Below are 16,540 nucleotides of genomic sequence, written 5' to 3'. Positions count from 1 at the left end.
ATGCCAATTTTCTCTCAAAGAAAATTGGCATTTTGCTGTGCATAAAAATTGATTTCCATTCCGGGACGCTTTCCGCGGGCATGAGGCCAACAGGATGTTGGTCACAAAAGCGTTGCCACAGGACGTGGCGTTTTTAGCTTTTGTTCCTAGTCTCAGGCGTCGTGCTGTTCCCGCAGGAAGCTTTGCTTGTAGCGAAAGGCGTAGCCGTAAGCTACACTCGCCCTCCATTCCAATCAATTTTCTTAAATGTCCGTTTCTTACAAATAATTTTTCTTTATCAAATCAAAACTCTACTTCGGTATCAAAATTTAATATTACACGTTAAGCATTTGTCCGAACACGCCCTGGTTTTCAATTAATTCTTGGCGATTTCCTTGTTCGATGATTTTCCCTTGATTTAAGACGATAACATAGTCGACTTTGCGAATTGTATTCAGGCGGTGGGCGATGATAAAACTCGTACGGTCTTCCATCAGTTTTTCAAGTGCTTCCTGAATATGGAGCTCCGTCACGGTATCAATACTACTTGTCGCTTCATCCAATAATAAAATTTTCGGATCGGCTACAAATGCACGGGCGATCGATAACAGCTGTTTTTGTCCTTGAGAAATCTGGCTGCCGTCTGCACTTAAAATCGTGTCGTATTTTTCCGGCAGCTTATCGATAAATGTATGGGCATTCGCTTTTTTAGCAGCTTCATATATTTCTTCATCTGTTGCATCGAGCTTCCCGTAGCGGATATTATCTTTGATCGACATTTCAAAAAGGAACGGATCCTGCAAGACAAATGCCATTTGACTGCGCAAACTCGCTTTTGAAATTTCTTCTATTTCCATATCATCAAATACAATCTTCCCGTCCGTTTTCTCATAAAGTCCGGTCAATAGCTGCATAATCGTTGTTTTCCCGGCACCGGTTTGACCGATTAATGCAACTGACTGCCCGGATTTCACTTCAAAGGACACATTTGACAGAGTAGGGGAGGAAGCTTGTGCATCATATTGGAAAGAAACGTTTTGAAAACGCACATTCCCGAGAAGTTCCATATTTTCCCCGTCAATTTCATCTTCTTTTTCATCCAGGATCAAAAAAACACGTTCAGCCCCTGCCAATGCCGAAAGGACGGTGTTGAACTGGTTGGCCAAATCATTTAAGGGGCGCGTAAACTGTCTTGCATACTCCGTGAAAATAATAATAGTCCCGATTGAAATATGGCCGTAATAGGCAAATAAACCACCGGCCAACGCAACAATCGCAAAGCTTAAACTGTTCAGCGTGTTCATGACTTTCGGGATAAACCCGGAATACGTTAATGCCCAGAATCCGACCGTGCGAATGCGTGTATTTTTCTCGTCAAATTGACGCAGCATTTCCGTTTCCTGTGAAAAGGCTTTAACGACATGCTGACCGGTAATGGACTCTTCAATTAATCCGTTCATTTCCCCAATCGCTGCCTGCTGCTGTTTAAATAGCAAGCTTGTGCGTTTTGTTATCCAGCGCATCCCATAAAACATAAGCGGTACGATAAGCATTGTGATAAGTGTCAATAATGGACTAAGCCAAAGCATAACGGCAACCGTACCTGTTAATGTCAAAATACTTGATACAACTTGGATAAAGGCGCTATTTAACGTTGAGCTGATTGTTTCGATATCATTTGTCGCGCGGCTCATTAATTCCCCATGCTTTCGTTTATCGAAAAAGCGGAGAGGGAGCTTGAAAAAGTGTCCGTAAAGCTGTGTACGAATTCGGAATACAGTTTGTTGGGCGATGCTGACCATCCAATAGTTTTGGAAATAGCTCGCTAAACTGTAAAGTAAATAAATGACCGCCAGCCCGTATAGCCAGTATGAAAGCTGGGTTAGCGAACTGCCATCAATAAACTGGTCGATGAGCCGTCCAATGATGAACGGTCCGACTAAAGCAAAAGCTGAGCTTAATACGACAAGCAGTAAAACGATAAACAGGAGCATTTTCTGTTCGGCTACAAAATCGAAAATACGTTTCAATGTATACGTCCAGTTTTGCGCGCGTTCACCTTTTTTCTTCTTACCGCTTGTGTTTTTAATTTGTTCTCTTGTGATGATGGGTTCATAGTTGAAAAACTTCATTCGGCAAGCACCTCCTGCTGTGAAGCAACAATTTTCGCATACAATTCGTTCGTTGCCATTAATTGTTCATGTGTGCCAAATCCGTGCAGTTGGCCTTCGTCAATGAGCAGTATGCGGTCAGCCGTTTGTGCAGTCTGTATTTTTAGAGTTACAACGAGCATGGTGATGGCCTCCTGATCAAGCGCCTCCCATAGTTTCTGCTCTGTCGCAACATCCAGAGCTGAAGTACTGTCATCTAAAATAAGTAACGATGCCGGTTTTAACAGGGCACGGGCAATTGCAAGTCGCTGTTTCTGCCCACCGGATAAGTTGATACCGCGCTGTCCAATCATCGTCTCATACTGTTCGTCAAAGCTTTTGATAGAGTGATGGATTTGCGCTTTTTTTGTCGCGTCAATAATTTGCTCGATAGTTGCATCATTTTGTCCCCAGCGTAAATTGTCCACAATCGTCCCCGAAAACAGGAGGGATTGCTGCGGGACATAGGAAATCGAACGACGCAACTGCTGCAATGGGATATCCTTTATATTTTGATCGTTAATATAAATGTCTCCACTGTTCGGTTCGTAAAAATGCTCGACCAATTGTAAAATAGTCGATTTTCCTGAACCGGTAGCCCCCATTATGGCAATTTTTTCGCCGCTGCCAATTGAAAATGACAGGTTTTGAAGCGTATACTGCTCCGTTGTTGGATAACGGAATGAGACATTGTCAAAATGAATCGAAAAGTCTTTAAGAAGAGGGGCTTCATTTTTTTGTACTTCCTCTATGCCTTCCTCGACATTTAAAATCTCTTCGATACGCTCAGCAGACGCTTTGGCGCGGGCATAGGCAATAATAATAAATGAAAATATAGAAAACGATGCCGTCATACGGAATGCATAGTTAATAATAGCGGCCAAATCACCGGCAAGAATCTCATTGTCCCGGATCGCATCTGCACCAACCCAAATAACAATGAGCAGACTAATATTCATAACAAACTGAAGCACAGGCAATGCAATTTCCATGACACGTGTCGCTTTGATCGTATCAAATTTCAAGTTTTCTGCAACGCTTAAAAAGCGGCTTTCTTCATATTGACCACGCATATACGCTTTAATCAATCGGACAGCCTGCAGTCCTTCCTGAAGCTGACGATTCACAAAATCAAGTCTCTGTTGAACTTGTGCGAACAGCTTGATTCCGACTGATACCATCCATACGAGGAAGATTAGCAAAAACGGAAAGCTGACACATAAAATGAGCGCAAGCTTCGCATTAATGAGAAACGCCATAATAAGCGAACCAACCGTCATTAACGGTGCTTTCATTGCAATCCGCAGCATCATAAAGACGATGTTCATCGTTTGTGTAACATCGCTTGTCAGACGTGTAATAAGTCCGGAAGTTGGGAAAGTCAAGTAGGTCGCCATCGTCAGTGATTGTATTTTACTGTACAATGCTTTCCGTAGAACGAAACCGAAACTATGGGCGACATGCGCGGAGAAGAAGGAGTTGAGTACTCCGCTTATGAAAGAGAATAGGGCTAAAGCAAATAAACAGCCACCCCAAAATGCGACATTATGTAAATTTTCTTCAAGAAGGCCTTCATTAATCATTCTCGCCATGAACAGCGGCTGTATCAGATCGCTTGCAAGTTCCAATAGCATGAGAAAAAATGCGATTGCTGCAGGCCATTTATAGCGCCTCATAAATTGAAAAATCGTTTTCATTTGTTAACTCCTTATAATGAATTCACTGAATTTTAACTCTATTATGCCATTTCGTCTATTGGAACTCAATGAAAATATTTCGAGACTCTAAATATATGGCAGGCGTCAAAAAAAGGGGAGTTATCGTAAAAGTAAATTCCCTTTTACATAACTCCCCGAATCTTTAATTAATCATGTACTAATGTTTGTGCAATAGCCGGGTTTTTCTCGACTTCATGCAGTTTTTTGAAAGAGGCGATCGCTACTTCCACCATCTCGTCTTTCGGTTCTTTTGTTGTTAACAGTTGCAGCCATAATCCAGGATAGCCTAGGTAACGTAAAACCGGAATTTCACGAACGGCATTTGTCGCTTGTAATACTTCAAAAGAAATACCGATTACAACCGGGATTAGTAAAATACGGCTTACAAGACGAACCCAAAGTGGATCAACAGGTACGAAGAAATATGTAAACATACCTACAATTACGGTAAATAAAATAAAGCTTGAACCGCAACGATAATGAAGTCGTGATTGTTTTTGAACATTTTCCACCGTTAAGTCAAGGCCTGCTTCATAGCAATTAATTACTTTATGTTCAGCTCCGTGATATTGGAATACCCGCTTAATCAACGGCGTCATCGAAATAATCTGCAAATAGCCAAGAAGCAAAATTAATTTAAAGCCGGTTTCAATAAAAATTTGAACGGTTTTTCCTGGAAACCAAGGTTTTAAAAATTCTGCCAGAAACATCGGCACTAATGTAAAGACAAACTTACCGAATAGAAACGAGAGTACACCAATAACGGCTACACCTAATATCATCATTAACTTCGATGGCTCTTCACCACTGTTTTTCTCTTCTTCGCCTGGTGTAACATCATAGCGGTCAGAAGCAAATTGCAAATGGCGCGACCCAAAGCCTGCCGATTCGATTAGTGCGACAACCCCACGAACGAAAGGAATTTTTTTTAGCTTTTGAAAAATTGGCTTTTTCTCTTTTTTTACATGGAAATAATCGATGGAATCGTCATTTCGACGGATTGCCGTTACCATATGATCTTGACCAGTGAACATAACACCTTCTAAAAGCGCTTGCCCACCATATATTGGCGCATTATTACTCACTTGCTCGACACCACTCTCTTATAAAATTTCAATCTATTTTAAGGCGGGAGAATGGAGTCTATCCATCTCTTGTCTTTGTTATACCCTCATATTGTACTAAATTTTGGAGAAAAGCACTATCCATTCGAATAGTTTTTTTACAATCGGTCATACTGAGTCAAAAAAAGGAGTTTTTGTCATGCATCTGTTTGTCACTTCATTATTTACATCATTTATTGTGACAGTAAGCTTAAAAGGCTTGCACTTATTTAATTTTATTAAATGGCATCCGGTATCATTTCTAAAAAAATTGGAATGGTTCGAATGGACGGCATTCGAGCGATGGGTTATTTTATTTTTAATGATAGCGATTGTTGCTTTTTTATTATTGGTCGTAACGCAGCTTCTCGTTATGGTGCCTCCTTTTTTACTTTCACTTATTTTGGGAATTGTCATGGCTTCATTACTCGAATTGAAAATCTTAAATCTACCTATTGAATTGTCATCAATCAAAAAATTTTCCATCCCATTTTTTATTGTAATTTTAATAGCGATGCGTTTGATTGTCGAAACGGCCAGGTACCGTACAAAGACATTATTTCGTTAGTCGAAAGTATTGATGTCTGAAAAGTCTGTGATAAAATAGGGACAGTATAAAAAGAAGCGTTCACAATGAAGCAGCTTGTATTAAAGGTCCCTTTTACCACCTTGGAAAGTGTAATTTAAAGGGTTTAAAGACATAGGAGTATTGCATCGCGTAACGCCAAAGTTTCTGTGATTGAAAGCAGGACAAATTTGTAGATTCGCCAATTAAATGGCCATCTGCAAGTTTTTACTACAATAAAAAGGGGAATAAGAACAGATGAAACTTACTAAACTACGTCAAGCACTAATCGAGCACAATGTCGAAGCAATACTCATTACAAATGAATACAACCGCCGTTATATGACAGGCTTCACTGGTACATCAGGTGTTGCAGTTGTTTCCCAGCAGGATGCCGTTTTTATTACAGATTTCCGCTATACAGAACAAGCTTCAGAGCAAGTAAAGGAATTCCGTGTCGTTCAGCATAGTGGTCCGATCCATGATGAAGTGGCAAAACAAGTGGCAGCAATGGGTGTAAAATCATTGGCATTTGAAAAAGATGCCATGCAATATGGTACATATGAAGTATATAATTCGGCAGTGAATGTTGATTTCGTGCCAGTTTCCGGTTTAATTGAAAAAATTCGCTTGATTAAGACTGAAGAAGAGATTAATATTATTAAGGTTGCATGTGAAATTGCAGACAATGCATTTACACATATTTTAAATTTCATCAAGCCTGGCATTACAGAGCTTGACGTATCGAATGAATTAGAATTTTTCATGCGTAAACAAGGTGCTACAAGTTCTTCTTTTGATATTATTGTTGCAAGTGGATTGCGTTCGGCATTGCCGCACGGTGTTGCGACAAACAAAATTATTGAAACGGGCGATTTTGTAACACTTGATTTTGGTGCTTACTATAATGGTTACATTTCGGACATTACACGTACAATCGCTGTAGGCCAACCTTCAGAGAAGTTGGTAGAAATGTACAATGCTGTGCTCGAGTCTCAGCTTCTTGCGCTTGAAAAAGTTGGTCCGGGCATGACAGGGATTGAAGCGGATGCTGTAGCACGCGATTATTTAAAATCAAAAGGCTTAGGTGAAGCATTTGGTCACTCAACAGGTCACGGTATCGGCCTTGAAGTGCATGAAGGACCTGGGTTATCATTCCGTTCAAATACGGTCCTGGAGCCTAATATGGTTGTAACAATTGAACCGGGCGTCTACATTCCTGGAATTGGTGGCGTTCGAATTGAGGACGATATTTTAATCACAAAAACGGGTAATGAAGTACTAACACATTCGACTAAAGAATTAATCATTTTATAATTTGGAGGAAATAATTCATGATCTCAGTAAACGATTTCCGTACAGGATTAACGATTATCGTTGACGGTAACTTATTCCGCGTACTAGAATTCCAACACGTAAAACCAGGTAAAGGTGCTGCATTCGTACGTTCTAAATTACGTAACCTACGTAACGGCAACGTAACAGAAAAAACTTTCCGTGCTGGTGAAAAAGTAGAAAAAGCAATGATCGAAAACCGCAAAATGCAATATTTATATGCACAAGGTGATGAGCACGTATTCATGGACTTAGAGTCATATGACCAAACAACATTAGCTGCTGCTCAAATCGAAGACGAACTTTACTATTTATTAGAGAACATGGAAGTTCATATCCAAACATATTCAGGTGAAATGTTAGGTCTTGAATTACCAAATACAGTAACGTTAGAAGTTGCTGAAACAGAGCCGGGTATTAAAGGCGATACAGCTTCAGGCGGTTCAAAACCAGCTAAAATGGAAACTGGCTTAATGGTAAACGTGCCATTCTTCGTTAACCAAGGTGATAAATTAATTATTAACACAACTGAAGGCACTTACGTTTCACGCGCATAGTCTTCTTGAAAAATTAAAAAACATGCTGAAGGCAATTGCTTTGGTGCTGCACCCCAAAAGTTAGAGTTAAAAAACTAACTTTTGGGGTGTTTTTCTATGGTTAAATATAGCGAAGAATTCAAATTGATGGTGGTTAAAGACTACCTGAGTAGTTCATTAAGTTATCGAGTAACAGCTAGGAAACATGGCGTCGCTGAAGAATCTCAAGTAAGACGTTGGGTGCGTGCTTTTAAAGAATTTGGTCAAGGTAGCCTATCGATTAAGAAAAAGAAGCAGTTTTATTCTGTTCAATTTAAATTAGATATATTAAACTTTATGAAACAAACAGGTGCTTCTTATCTAGATACAGCGATTCAATTTAATATGAATAATCCAAGTTTAATCGCAAATTGGTACAGTAAATTTTTAAAAGAAGGGATAGAGGGCCTGCAAGAAAAAGCAAAGGGGCGCCCATCTATGTCTAAAAAATCAAAAACTACACAAAAGAAGCAAGAAAAAGAACTGTCACGTGAGGAACAGTTAGAGCGCGAAAATGAACTGCTTCGTTTGGAGGTTGCGTATTTAAAAAAGTTGAAGGCTTTTCGAGAGAATCCGGATGCCTTTCTCGAAAAGCACAAGCAGCGATTACCTTTGGACTCAAAGAAGAAGGATTCCGATTGATAGATATTTTAAAACGAGTGGACATTCCAGAAGCAACGTATCATTATCATATCAAACAAATGAATCAGGAAGATCCGGATAAAGCATGGAAAACATTGATTTTAGAGACGTTTGAGAAACATGAGGGTCGATATGGCTATCGCCGAATTCACGCAGAATTAAAGGCAGAAGGACACATAATCAACCATAAAAAAGTACAGCGAATCATGAATGAAATGAATTTGAAATGTGAGAAATTCGGGCGTAAATCTCGTTATAAATCTTATAAAGGAACTGTGGGTAAGGTCGCAAAGAATCGATTAAACAGACGTTTTATCACACCAAATGCCCTTCAAAAATTAGTAACAGACATAACCGAATTTAAGTGTACAGATGATGAAAAATTGTATCTAAGTCCCATCATGGATTTATTCAACGGTGAAATACTCGGTTTCAGTATGTCGAAACGCCCTACACTCGATTTCGTAATGGAGGCACTTGACCAAACACTTCCGATTATTCATGAGCAGGCGAATTATCGAACAACGATTCATTCGGATCAGGGGTGGCATTATCAACATAACAAATGGGTGAAAACATTAAAGAGAAACAAGATTTTCCAAAGCATGTCTCGTAAAGCAACATGTGCAGACAATGCGGCCATGGAGAACTTCTTTGGCATACTCAAACAAGAAATGTATTATGGGGAAGTATTGATTTCCTATGAAGCGTTACAGAAGAAAATTGTGAAGTACATCAGTTATTACAATAATGATCGAATTAAACAAAAACTGGCCGGCATGAGCCCGGTAAAATACCGAACTCATACCAGCCAATTAGCTGCATAATAAAAACTCTAACTTTAAGGGGTCACTACCTTTCAGCGTGTTTTTTTGTGCTTTGTATATATATAAATTTCTTTTCAATTAGATATCTCCATCATTATGAAAATACCATTTTATTGAATTGGAAGGAATATTTAGATAAACGTCAAATATTAAGTGAGTAAGCAATACAAGAAGAAATTTGTCGTTTGATTTCAGAAAATTCAGAAATAGGGGTGTTCGTATGGTTGATATGAAACAGTCTACAACGTATACACGGGATAGAGAAACAGTCATTTCATTGACACAAAAGCTCGTACAAATTGAAAGTGTTTTTCGTAATGATGGCAAAGGTAATGAGCAGGAAGTAGCCAATTACGTTGCCGAGTATTTACGCAATTTAAATCTAGGCATTGAAGTGCACATGGAAGAAGTAACACCAGGCAGACCGAATGTCATTGGCATTATCGATTCAAAAAAACCCGGTAAAACCCTTTTATTTGAAGGGCATACCGATGTGGTTACAGAAGGAAACCGGGATGCATGGACATATGACCCATTCGGTGCTGAAATCATTGATGGGCGTATGTATGGTCGCGGGACGAATGATACAAAAGGGAACTTGGCATGCATGATTACGGCTGTGCAGTCAATCTTGTTAGATCAAGAGAGTTTCACAGGTAAAATTATATTATGCATTCCATGTGATGAGGAAGGGCTTATGCTTGGTATAAAGCATTTTATTGCACAAGGCTGGGCAGATGGTGTAGATGGGGCAATTATTTGTGAGCCTGAAGAAAACCAAGTATGCATTGCACAGCGGGGCGCAATCCGTTTGCGTGTTGATATTTATGGAAAAATGGCTCATGGAGCGATTTCATGGAGCGGTATTAATCCAAACTGGCGCATGGCACGCTTTATAACAGAAATGGAGAAACTAGAAAAGGAAGAGCAAGAACGTTTAGGAGAGGATCCATTTCTGAAATGGCCTTCGATTACTCCGACAATTTTACAAGCGCCAGTATTAGGTGATGCTCAGATTAATGTTATACCGGATCAATGTATGACAACACTTGATATTCGAACTGTTCCGGCACAAAACCATGATGAACTACTAGCGAAAATTGAAGCAATTATTGCCCGAATGAAGAAGTCCGACCCTGACTTTAAAGTGGAACTCACTGTACTCGATAATCGACCGGCCACTTATACAGAACGGACAAATCCGATCGTTGAAGCAGTGCATCATGCTGTAAAAAATGTACTTAAAAAGGAACCGATTTATAATGGTGTACCAGGGGCAACAGATGGAACATTTTTACATGTACATGGAATACCAATTGTAACCATTGGTGCAGGAGATCGAGAGATACCCCATCAAATAAATGAATATGTAGATATAGAAGAGTTGGCGGAAACAACAGCAATCTATAGAGAAGCGGCATTATTATTTTTGGCAGGTGAAGACCAATGAAAATTGCTGTAATCCCAGGAGATGGCATTGGTCCAGAAGTAATGGAACAGGCATTAACTGTACTGGAAACATTGCAGCAGCTTGATCAAACACTTGAAATCGAGACAATGACGTTTCAATGGAATTCCGACTACTATTTACAAACAGGGAGAATGATGCCAGAAGACGGTTTAGAAACGCTTGCACAATATGATGCAATCTTATTTGGTGCCATTGGAGATGCGCGCGTACCAGACGATGTGACCGTTTGGGAACTTATTATGCCTATTCGTAAGCAATTCCAGCAATATGTAAATTTTCGACCAGTAAAATCGCTACCAGGTATTGCTTCACCACTTGCAACAAAAGAAGCGATTGATTTTGTTATTTTTCGAGAAAATACGGAAGGTGAATATTCTAATAGTGGGGGCCGGTTATACGGTGGTACAGAGCACGAATTAGCGATACAAAATACGGTAATGACGAAAGTAGGCATTAATAATATTGTAAGTGCGGCATGTGATTATGCGCTGAAATATAAAAAATCGACGGTAACAAGCGCAACAAAATCGAACGCGGTTATTCATACAATGAAATTTTGGGATGCGATTGTACATGAAACGATGAGCCGTTACCCGCAGTTGCAACTGAAAAGTTATTATATCGATGCGCTCGTTGCTTACTTCGTAGAGCGACCAGAGGAATTTGAAGTTGTGGTCGCTTCTAATTTATTTGGTGATATTTTGTCCGACTTAGGATCGGCCATTATCGGAGGGCTAGGACTTTCACCGTCTGGAAATATTAACCCGAATCGCGCTTATCCATCAATGTTCGAGCCTGTGCATGGTTCAGCTCCTGATATTGCAGGGCTTGGCATCGCCAATCCTATTGCTCAGATTTGGTCGCTGGCATTACTGCTGGGGCATGTTGGGCGTCCTGATTTAGAGCAGCTAATTGTGCAAGCGATTGAACAAGTATTGACGAAAAGCGAAGTGAAAACGGCAGATATCGGTGGAACTGCAACGACGCAACAAATGGGTGAAGCGATTTGCTACGCTTTAAAAAATTGCTATGAAATGAGAGGTGTATAAATGAAAACAGTGATTGTAACAGGTGCTGCTGGTGGTATGGGACAAAAAATTGTTCAACAGTTATTAGTGGAAAATTATGAAGTTATCGGACTTGATTTAGCAATAGAACAGCCATTCGACCATTCGTATTTTCATTATCAACAATGTGATGTAACAGATGAGCAGAAGATTACATCAATTGTCGAACCACTCTCGAATGTGTACGGACTTATTAATGTACATGGCTTAGCACAAGCCGCTACACCGATAGAAGAGGTATCAGCTGATTACTGGGATAAGTTGATGAACATCAATGTTAAAAGCCTATTTTTATTGGCAAAAGCAGTCGTTCCAAAAATGAAAGAAGCGAACGATGGTGTCATTATTAATATTGCTTCGATTTCTGCTGTACGCCCGCGACCTGGGCTTCAAGCATATATTGCTTCAAAAGGTGCGGCTGAAAGCTTTTCTAGAGCAATGGCTATTGAATTGGCTCCATATAATGTGCGTGTTAACACAATTCATCCAGGACCGGCGAACACAGCAATGCTTGGACAATTCGCGGCAGTAGGTGCTGATGTTGAGCAGGAGAAAGCCCAAATTTTTGCTTCTTCCGTTCCGCTAGGTCGATTAATTGAACCGCAAGATATAGCTAATGCAGTACGTTTTTTACTGCAAGAGCAATCAAACATTATTACGGGAACGACACTTCATGTCGATGGTGGACGCGGTTTATAGAAAGGTGGACAAACTATGGAACATATTCCGATGTGTATTAATGGTGAATGGATCGAGGGTGAGGACAAAATCACGGTTTACAACCCTTCGACTGGGAAGCCGCTTGTAACAATTGCCAATGCAACGTATGCACAAATTGATGACGCAGTCCGTATAGCAAACGAAGCTTTTGAAGGTGAGGAATGGCGTAATGTAAAGCCATTTGAACGAGGTCAACTATTGGTAGAATTTGCTCAATTTATTCGTCAAAACGCAGAACATTTTGCGAAGTTGGAAAGCTTAGACGTCGGGAAACCATTGCAACAAGCACGTGCCGATGTTGAAGCAGCGGCACGTTACTTTGAGTTTTATGGTGGAGCAGCAGATAAAGTGATGGGTGACACGATTCCGATTGAAGACGGTATTTTTAATGCAGTCGTATTGGAGCCCATTGGTGTGACGGTACATATTGTGCCTTGGAATTATCCGATTCAAATTACGTCACGTAGTGTAGCCGCTGCAATTGCAACAGGTAATGCGGTAATAGTGAAGAGCGCGGAAGATACACCATTAACGACACATGAAATAGTAAAATGGCTAAATGCACGACTTCCGAAAGGTATTATTCAGCATGTGACAGGTTTTGGTAAAGATGTAGGGGCTTATTTATCAAGTCATCCGGGCATTCACCAAATCACGTTTACTGGCTCAGTACCTACAGGCATTGCAGTTATGCAAGCAGCTGCAAAGAATATAGTACCTGTAACGTTGGAGCTTGGTGGCAAATCTCCAAATGTTGTCTTTGCAGACGCAAATGAGGAGCTTGCACTTGAAGGGGTTATGCGGGCGATTATTCAAAATGCAGGTCAAACGTGTTCGGCAGGTGCACGCTTATTAATTGAAAAATCTTACAAAGAGATATTTTGTGCGAAACTTGTTGAACGCTTTCAGCAAATCCGTATTGGGGCAGGAGAGCAAAATTTAGATATGGGCCCGGTGTTAAATGCAAATCAATTAAAAAAAATTACCACCTTGTTAGAGCTCGCCCAACGCGATGGTAAAGTGCTAATTGGCGGCAAACCTCTACGTGTAGAAAATTATGAGAATGGTTATTATGTGGAGCCGACAATTGTAGATGGGCTTGATGTAACGCATCCACTTGCTGTCGAAGAAATTTTTGGTCCTATATTAACTGTTTTTACATTTGAAACAGTAGAGGAAGCGATACAGCTCGCTAACAGTACAGATTACGGGCTAGTAGCCGGTGTATGGACACGTGATATTGACGTCGCGCATTTCATGGCTAGTCGTATAAAAGCTGGCCAAGTATTTATCAATAATTACGGTGCAGCGGGTGGTATCCAAATGCCGTTTGGCGGCTATAAGAAGAGTGGAATCGGACGAGAAAAAGGATTAGTTGCAATGCGTAACTATACGCAAATGAAAAATATTGCAATTCGCTACAACGTTCAAGGGAGGTAATCGCCGATGACCGAGCAAAAAAAGACTGTCTTACAAGTCGATAATTTATCGATAGCGTTTCAAATGGCAAACGGTAAGCAAACAAATGTTGTCGATGCGGTTAGCTTTCAAGTATTTGAAGGGGAGACGCTGGCACTTGTTGGTGAATCTGGTAGTGGTAAAAGTGTTACATCACTTGCTATTATGCGCCTTTTACAAATGCCACCAGCTCGTATTACATCAGGGCAAATTTTATTGAACGGTACAGATTTATTACAAATGAAGTTAGATGACATGAGCGGTGTTCGTGGAAATGAAATGTCGATGATATTTCAAGAACCGATGACTTCTCTCGATCCAGTTTTCAAAATTAGTAGTCAACTAATTGAGGGGATTCGCCGCCATCAACATGTGGATAAAAAGCATGCTTTTGATATCGCATTATCGATGTTAAATAAAGTGGGCATAGCGAATGCCGAAAAAGTAATTCATGAATACCCGCACCAATTATCAGGAGGGATGAGGCAGCGCGTTATGATTGCGATGGCGATGGCTAACAATCCGAAACTTTTATTAGCCGATGAACCTACGACTGCACTCGATGTAACAGTTCAGGCGCAAATTTTACAGTTAATGTTGAAAATGAAAGAAGAACACGGCTCATCCATTTTATTTATTACACATGATATGGGCGTAGTAGCAGAAACTGCAGATCGTGTGATGGTCATGTATGCAGGTCAAATTGTTGAATCTGGGCCGGTAGAGCGAATATTTACTGAACCGAAACATCCTTATACGAAAGCACTACTTCAAACGATGCCTTCACTTTCAACTAATGAGCGAAGATTACCAACAATTCCAGGCACCGTACCGTCTCCTTTAAACTTTTCAGCGGGCTGTCGCTTTACCCCTCGCTGTCAACATGCGATGGATATTTGTGAACGTATAGTACCTTCTGAAATTACTTTTGAAGATGGTCTGATGGTTCGTTGTCATTTATTTAAGGAAAAGGAGGTTGCTGCCCATGACGCGTGAAATATTAATTGAAGTAAAAAACTTGAAAACACATTTTCCTGTAAAACGAAAGAGATTAAAGGAGAAGAAAAAGGTTGTCAAAGCAATAGATAATATTTCACTCGTTATTTATAAAGGAGAGACGCTCGGTATTGTAGGAGAATCTGGCTCCGGTAAATCGACTCTAGGGCGGACAATTTTGAAATTGACAGAGCCGACGAGCGGAGAAATTTATTATCGTAATACACCTATTACAAAGCTAAAGGGAAGCGAGTTACAAAAGTATCGAAACGCAATGCAGATGGTATTCCAAGATCCGTATTCATCGCTTAATCCACGTATGCGAGTTGGTGATATTTTACAAGAGCCGATGAAGCTACAGCTATCCATGTCAAAAGAGGATCGGCAAAAGCGTGTCCTAACATTGCTTGAAAAAGTAGGGTTACGAGCAGATGCAGTGGATAAATTTCCGCATGAATTTTCAGGTGGACAGCGCCAACGAATTGGGATTGCAAGAGCACTTGCGATTAATCCAGCTTTTATTATTGGGGATGAGCCTGTTTCGGCACTCGACGTATCGGTCCAATCACAAGTATTGAACTTGATGATGGATTTGCAGGAAGAATTTAATCTAACGTATCTATTTATTTCCCACGATTTAAGTGTTGTTAAGCATATAAGCGACCGAGTAGCAGTGATGTACTTAGGGAATATCGTTGAAATTGGCGAAAAGGAAAAAATATTTGCAACGCCAAGGCATCCATATACAAACGCTTTGCTCCAAGCAATTCCCGTAGTAGATTTCACAAAAAAACGAGAGACGATTCCGTTAAAGGGAGATTTACCGAATCCGATAAATCCGCCCATTGGTTGTGTATTCCATACGCGATGCCCGCATGTCATGCCAAAATGCCAGCGAAAAAAGCCGCTTCTTCAAGGTACGGATGCGCAGCAAGTCGCTTGTTTCTTATATGAGGGGGAGATGACGAATGTATAACAACATAACTGATGTTGCCGGAATTACAGTAGGGCATGCCGTTGATAAGCAAGGGGTGACAGGTTGCACGGTCATTGTCGCAAAAGAAGGAGCGGTTTGCGGTGTGGATGTGCGTGGTTCTGCACCAGGTACGCGTGAAACCGATGCACTAGATCCTATTAACGGAGTAGAAAAAGTCCATGCAATTTTATTGGCTGGTGGTAGCGCATTTGGATTGGAAGCCGCTTCAGGTGTGATGAAATATTTGGCGGAGCAGCAAATCGGCTTATTTGTAGAGGTGGCAACTGTACCCATTGTGCCAGGCGCGGTTATTTTTGACTTATTGATTGGTAGCCCGACTGCATACGCAACAAAAGAAATGGGCTATGAAGCGACACAAAATGCGATAGTTGGTCCTTTTGACAACGGCAATGTTGGTGTTGGCTATGGTGCGACCGTTGGGAAAGTTGCAGGTATTGAACACTTTATGAAAGGGGGACTAGGCTCGTACTCTATTCAAGGTATGAAAGATTTAGTGGTAGGTGCAATTGTAGCAGTTAATGCTGTTGGAGATGTGAGGGAGCCTGGAACAAAGGAAATCATCGCAGGAAGTCGTAATCATACGACAGGTGAATGGCTGGATAGCTGCGCTCTTATAAAGCAATATGCAAGTATCCAAACAACACCCGGAGCAAATACGACGATTGGTGCAATTGCCATTAACGCTAAATTGACCAAATCGGAAGCGAAAAAGCTTGCGCAGCTGACGCAAAATGCACTTGCGCATACGATTTATCCAGTGCATACAATGTTTGATGGAGATACAATTTTTGTGCTAGGGACTGGAGAAAAGCAATATCAACTTGATTATTTAGGACAGCTTGCTATAGAAGCAATGGAGCAAGCGATCGTTCTTGCAGTGAAAGATGCTAAGCGTTTAGCGAATGTTGAATGTTATGAAAGTATCCAAAAATAGGGG

General features: G+C 40.6%; 15 protein-coding genes. 12 read left to right on the top strand and 3 right to left on the bottom strand.

Annotation, left to right across the window (positions count from 1 at the left end; translation table 11 throughout):
- Positions 1 to 314 precede the first annotated feature (314 nt).
- The 3 genes from MHH44_RS13055 to MHH44_RS13045 form a co-directional block, all read right to left on the bottom strand.
- Positions 315 to 2,111: an ABC transporter ATP-binding protein gene (locus MHH44_RS13055; RefSeq protein ID WP_340798812.1), complete on the bottom strand. Its 1,797-nt coding sequence runs from the start codon at positions 2,109 to 2,111 to the stop codon at positions 315 to 317.
- Complete coding sequence (locus MHH44_RS13050) at positions 2,108 to 3,826, bottom strand: ABC transporter ATP-binding protein (protein ID WP_340798810.1); 1,719 nt, start codon at positions 3,824 to 3,826, stop codon at positions 2,108 to 2,110. Before MHH44_RS13050 ends, MHH44_RS13055 begins: the two co-directional genes overlap by 4 nt.
- Before the next feature lie 167 nt (positions 3,827 to 3,993).
- The gene (locus MHH44_RS13045; protein ID WP_340798809.1) at positions 3,994 to 4,932 is read right to left on the bottom strand and encodes a DUF1385 domain-containing protein; all 939 of its coding nucleotides are present in this window, start codon (positions 4,930 to 4,932) and stop codon (positions 3,994 to 3,996) included.
- Positions 4,933 to 5,110: 178 nt separating this feature from the next.
- On the opposite strand from MHH44_RS13045, the gene MHH44_RS13040 reads away from it, so the two are divergent.
- From MHH44_RS13040 to MHH44_RS12985, 12 genes are all read left to right on the top strand, one after another.
- The gene (locus MHH44_RS13040) at positions 5,111 to 5,518 is read left to right on the top strand and encodes a DNA helicase (RefSeq protein WP_340798808.1); all 408 of its coding nucleotides are present in this window, start codon (positions 5,111 to 5,113) and stop codon (positions 5,516 to 5,518) included.
- Positions 5,519 to 5,773: 255 nt separating this feature from the next.
- On the top strand, positions 5,774 to 6,832 hold the full coding sequence (locus MHH44_RS13035; protein WP_340798807.1) for a M24 family metallopeptidase: 1,059 nt from the start codon (positions 5,774 to 5,776) through the stop codon (positions 6,830 to 6,832).
- 17 nt (positions 6,833 to 6,849) lie between these two features.
- A complete protein-coding gene (gene efp / locus MHH44_RS13030) occupies positions 6,850 to 7,407 on the top strand; it encodes an elongation factor P (protein ID WP_008404273.1) in 558 nt (185 codons plus the stop codon).
- 96 nt (positions 7,408 to 7,503) lie between these two features.
- On the top strand, positions 7,504 to 8,067 hold the full coding sequence (locus MHH44_RS13025; protein ID WP_340797817.1) for a helix-turn-helix domain-containing protein: 564 nt from the start codon (positions 7,504 to 7,506) through the stop codon (positions 8,065 to 8,067).
- On the top strand, positions 8,031 to 8,894 hold the full coding sequence (locus MHH44_RS13020) for an IS3 family transposase (RefSeq protein ID WP_340799483.1): 864 nt from the start codon (positions 8,031 to 8,033) through the stop codon (positions 8,892 to 8,894). Before MHH44_RS13025 ends, MHH44_RS13020 begins: the two co-directional genes overlap by 37 nt.
- Before the next feature lie 220 nt (positions 8,895 to 9,114).
- Positions 9,115 to 10,344: a M20 family metallopeptidase gene (locus MHH44_RS13015; RefSeq protein ID WP_340798806.1), complete on the top strand. Its 1,230-nt coding sequence runs from the start codon at positions 9,115 to 9,117 to the stop codon at positions 10,342 to 10,344.
- A complete protein-coding gene (locus MHH44_RS13010; RefSeq protein WP_340798805.1) occupies positions 10,341 to 11,414 on the top strand; it encodes a tartrate dehydrogenase in 1,074 nt (357 codons plus the stop codon). Before MHH44_RS13015 ends, MHH44_RS13010 begins: the two co-directional genes overlap by 4 nt.
- Positions 11,415 to 12,131, top strand: a complete 717-nt coding sequence (locus MHH44_RS13005; protein ID WP_339262321.1) for an SDR family NAD(P)-dependent oxidoreductase — start codon at positions 11,415 to 11,417, stop codon at positions 12,129 to 12,131.
- 15 nt (positions 12,132 to 12,146) lie between these two features.
- Positions 12,147 to 13,592, top strand: coding sequence for an aldehyde dehydrogenase family protein (locus MHH44_RS13000; protein WP_340798804.1), 1,446 nt, complete (start codon positions 12,147 to 12,149; stop codon positions 13,590 to 13,592).
- A gap of 6 nt (positions 13,593 to 13,598) precedes the next feature.
- A complete protein-coding gene (locus MHH44_RS12995; RefSeq protein WP_340798803.1) occupies positions 13,599 to 14,606 on the top strand; it encodes an ABC transporter ATP-binding protein in 1,008 nt (335 codons plus the stop codon).
- Positions 14,596 to 15,582: an ABC transporter ATP-binding protein gene (locus MHH44_RS12990; RefSeq protein WP_340798802.1), complete on the top strand. Its 987-nt coding sequence runs from the start codon at positions 14,596 to 14,598 to the stop codon at positions 15,580 to 15,582. Before MHH44_RS12995 ends, MHH44_RS12990 begins: the two co-directional genes overlap by 11 nt.
- Positions 15,575 to 16,537 (top strand): P1 family peptidase, encoded by a 963-nt coding sequence (locus MHH44_RS12985; protein WP_340798801.1) that lies wholly within the window; start codon positions 15,575 to 15,577, stop codon positions 16,535 to 16,537. Before MHH44_RS12990 ends, MHH44_RS12985 begins: the two co-directional genes overlap by 8 nt.
- The last annotated feature ends 3 nt before the right edge of the window (positions 16,538 to 16,540 follow it).

It is taken from the genome of Solibacillus sp. FSL K6-1126 (assembly GCF_038003445.1).
GTDB classification, from domain to species: domain Bacteria; phylum Bacillota; class Bacilli; order Bacillales_A; family Planococcaceae; genus Solibacillus; species Solibacillus silvestris.
This window is presented reverse-complemented; position numbering and strand designations above follow the sequence as displayed.

What these genes read in the sequence shown, in the direction of transcription:
- MHH44_RS12990 (WP_340798802.1), top strand. Translation starts at nt 14,596, where the DNA reads ATGACGCGTGAAATATTAATTGAAGTAAAAAACTTGAAAACACATTTT.
- MHH44_RS13010 (WP_340798805.1), top strand. Translation starts at nt 10,341, where the DNA reads ATGAAAATTGCTGTAATCCCAGGAGATGGCATTGGTCCAGAAGTAATG.
- MHH44_RS13050 (WP_340798810.1), bottom strand. Translation starts at nt 3,826, where the DNA reads ATGAAAACGATTTTTCAATTTATGAGGCGCTATAAATGGCCTGCAGCA.
- MHH44_RS12995 (WP_340798803.1), top strand. Translation starts at nt 13,599, where the DNA reads ATGACCGAGCAAAAAAAGACTGTCTTACAAGTCGATAATTTATCGATA.
- MHH44_RS13000 (WP_340798804.1), top strand. Translation starts at nt 12,147, where the DNA reads ATGGAACATATTCCGATGTGTATTAATGGTGAATGGATCGAGGGTGAG.
- MHH44_RS13005 (WP_339262321.1), top strand. Translation starts at nt 11,415, where the DNA reads ATGAAAACAGTGATTGTAACAGGTGCTGCTGGTGGTATGGGACAAAAA.
- MHH44_RS13040 (WP_340798808.1), top strand. Translation starts at nt 5,111, where the DNA reads ATGCATCTGTTTGTCACTTCATTATTTACATCATTTATTGTGACAGTA.
- MHH44_RS13025 (WP_340797817.1), top strand. Translation starts at nt 7,504, where the DNA reads ATGGTTAAATATAGCGAAGAATTCAAATTGATGGTGGTTAAAGACTAC.
- MHH44_RS13035 (WP_340798807.1), top strand. Translation starts at nt 5,774, where the DNA reads ATGAAACTTACTAAACTACGTCAAGCACTAATCGAGCACAATGTCGAA.
- MHH44_RS13055 (WP_340798812.1), bottom strand. Translation starts at nt 2,111, where the DNA reads ATGAAGTTTTTCAACTATGAACCCATCATCACAAGAGAACAAATTAAA.
- MHH44_RS13015 (WP_340798806.1), top strand. Translation starts at nt 9,115, where the DNA reads ATGGTTGATATGAAACAGTCTACAACGTATACACGGGATAGAGAAACA.
- MHH44_RS12985 (WP_340798801.1), top strand. Translation starts at nt 15,575, where the DNA reads ATGTATAACAACATAACTGATGTTGCCGGAATTACAGTAGGGCATGCC.
- efp (WP_008404273.1), top strand. Translation starts at nt 6,850, where the DNA reads ATGATCTCAGTAAACGATTTCCGTACAGGATTAACGATTATCGTTGAC.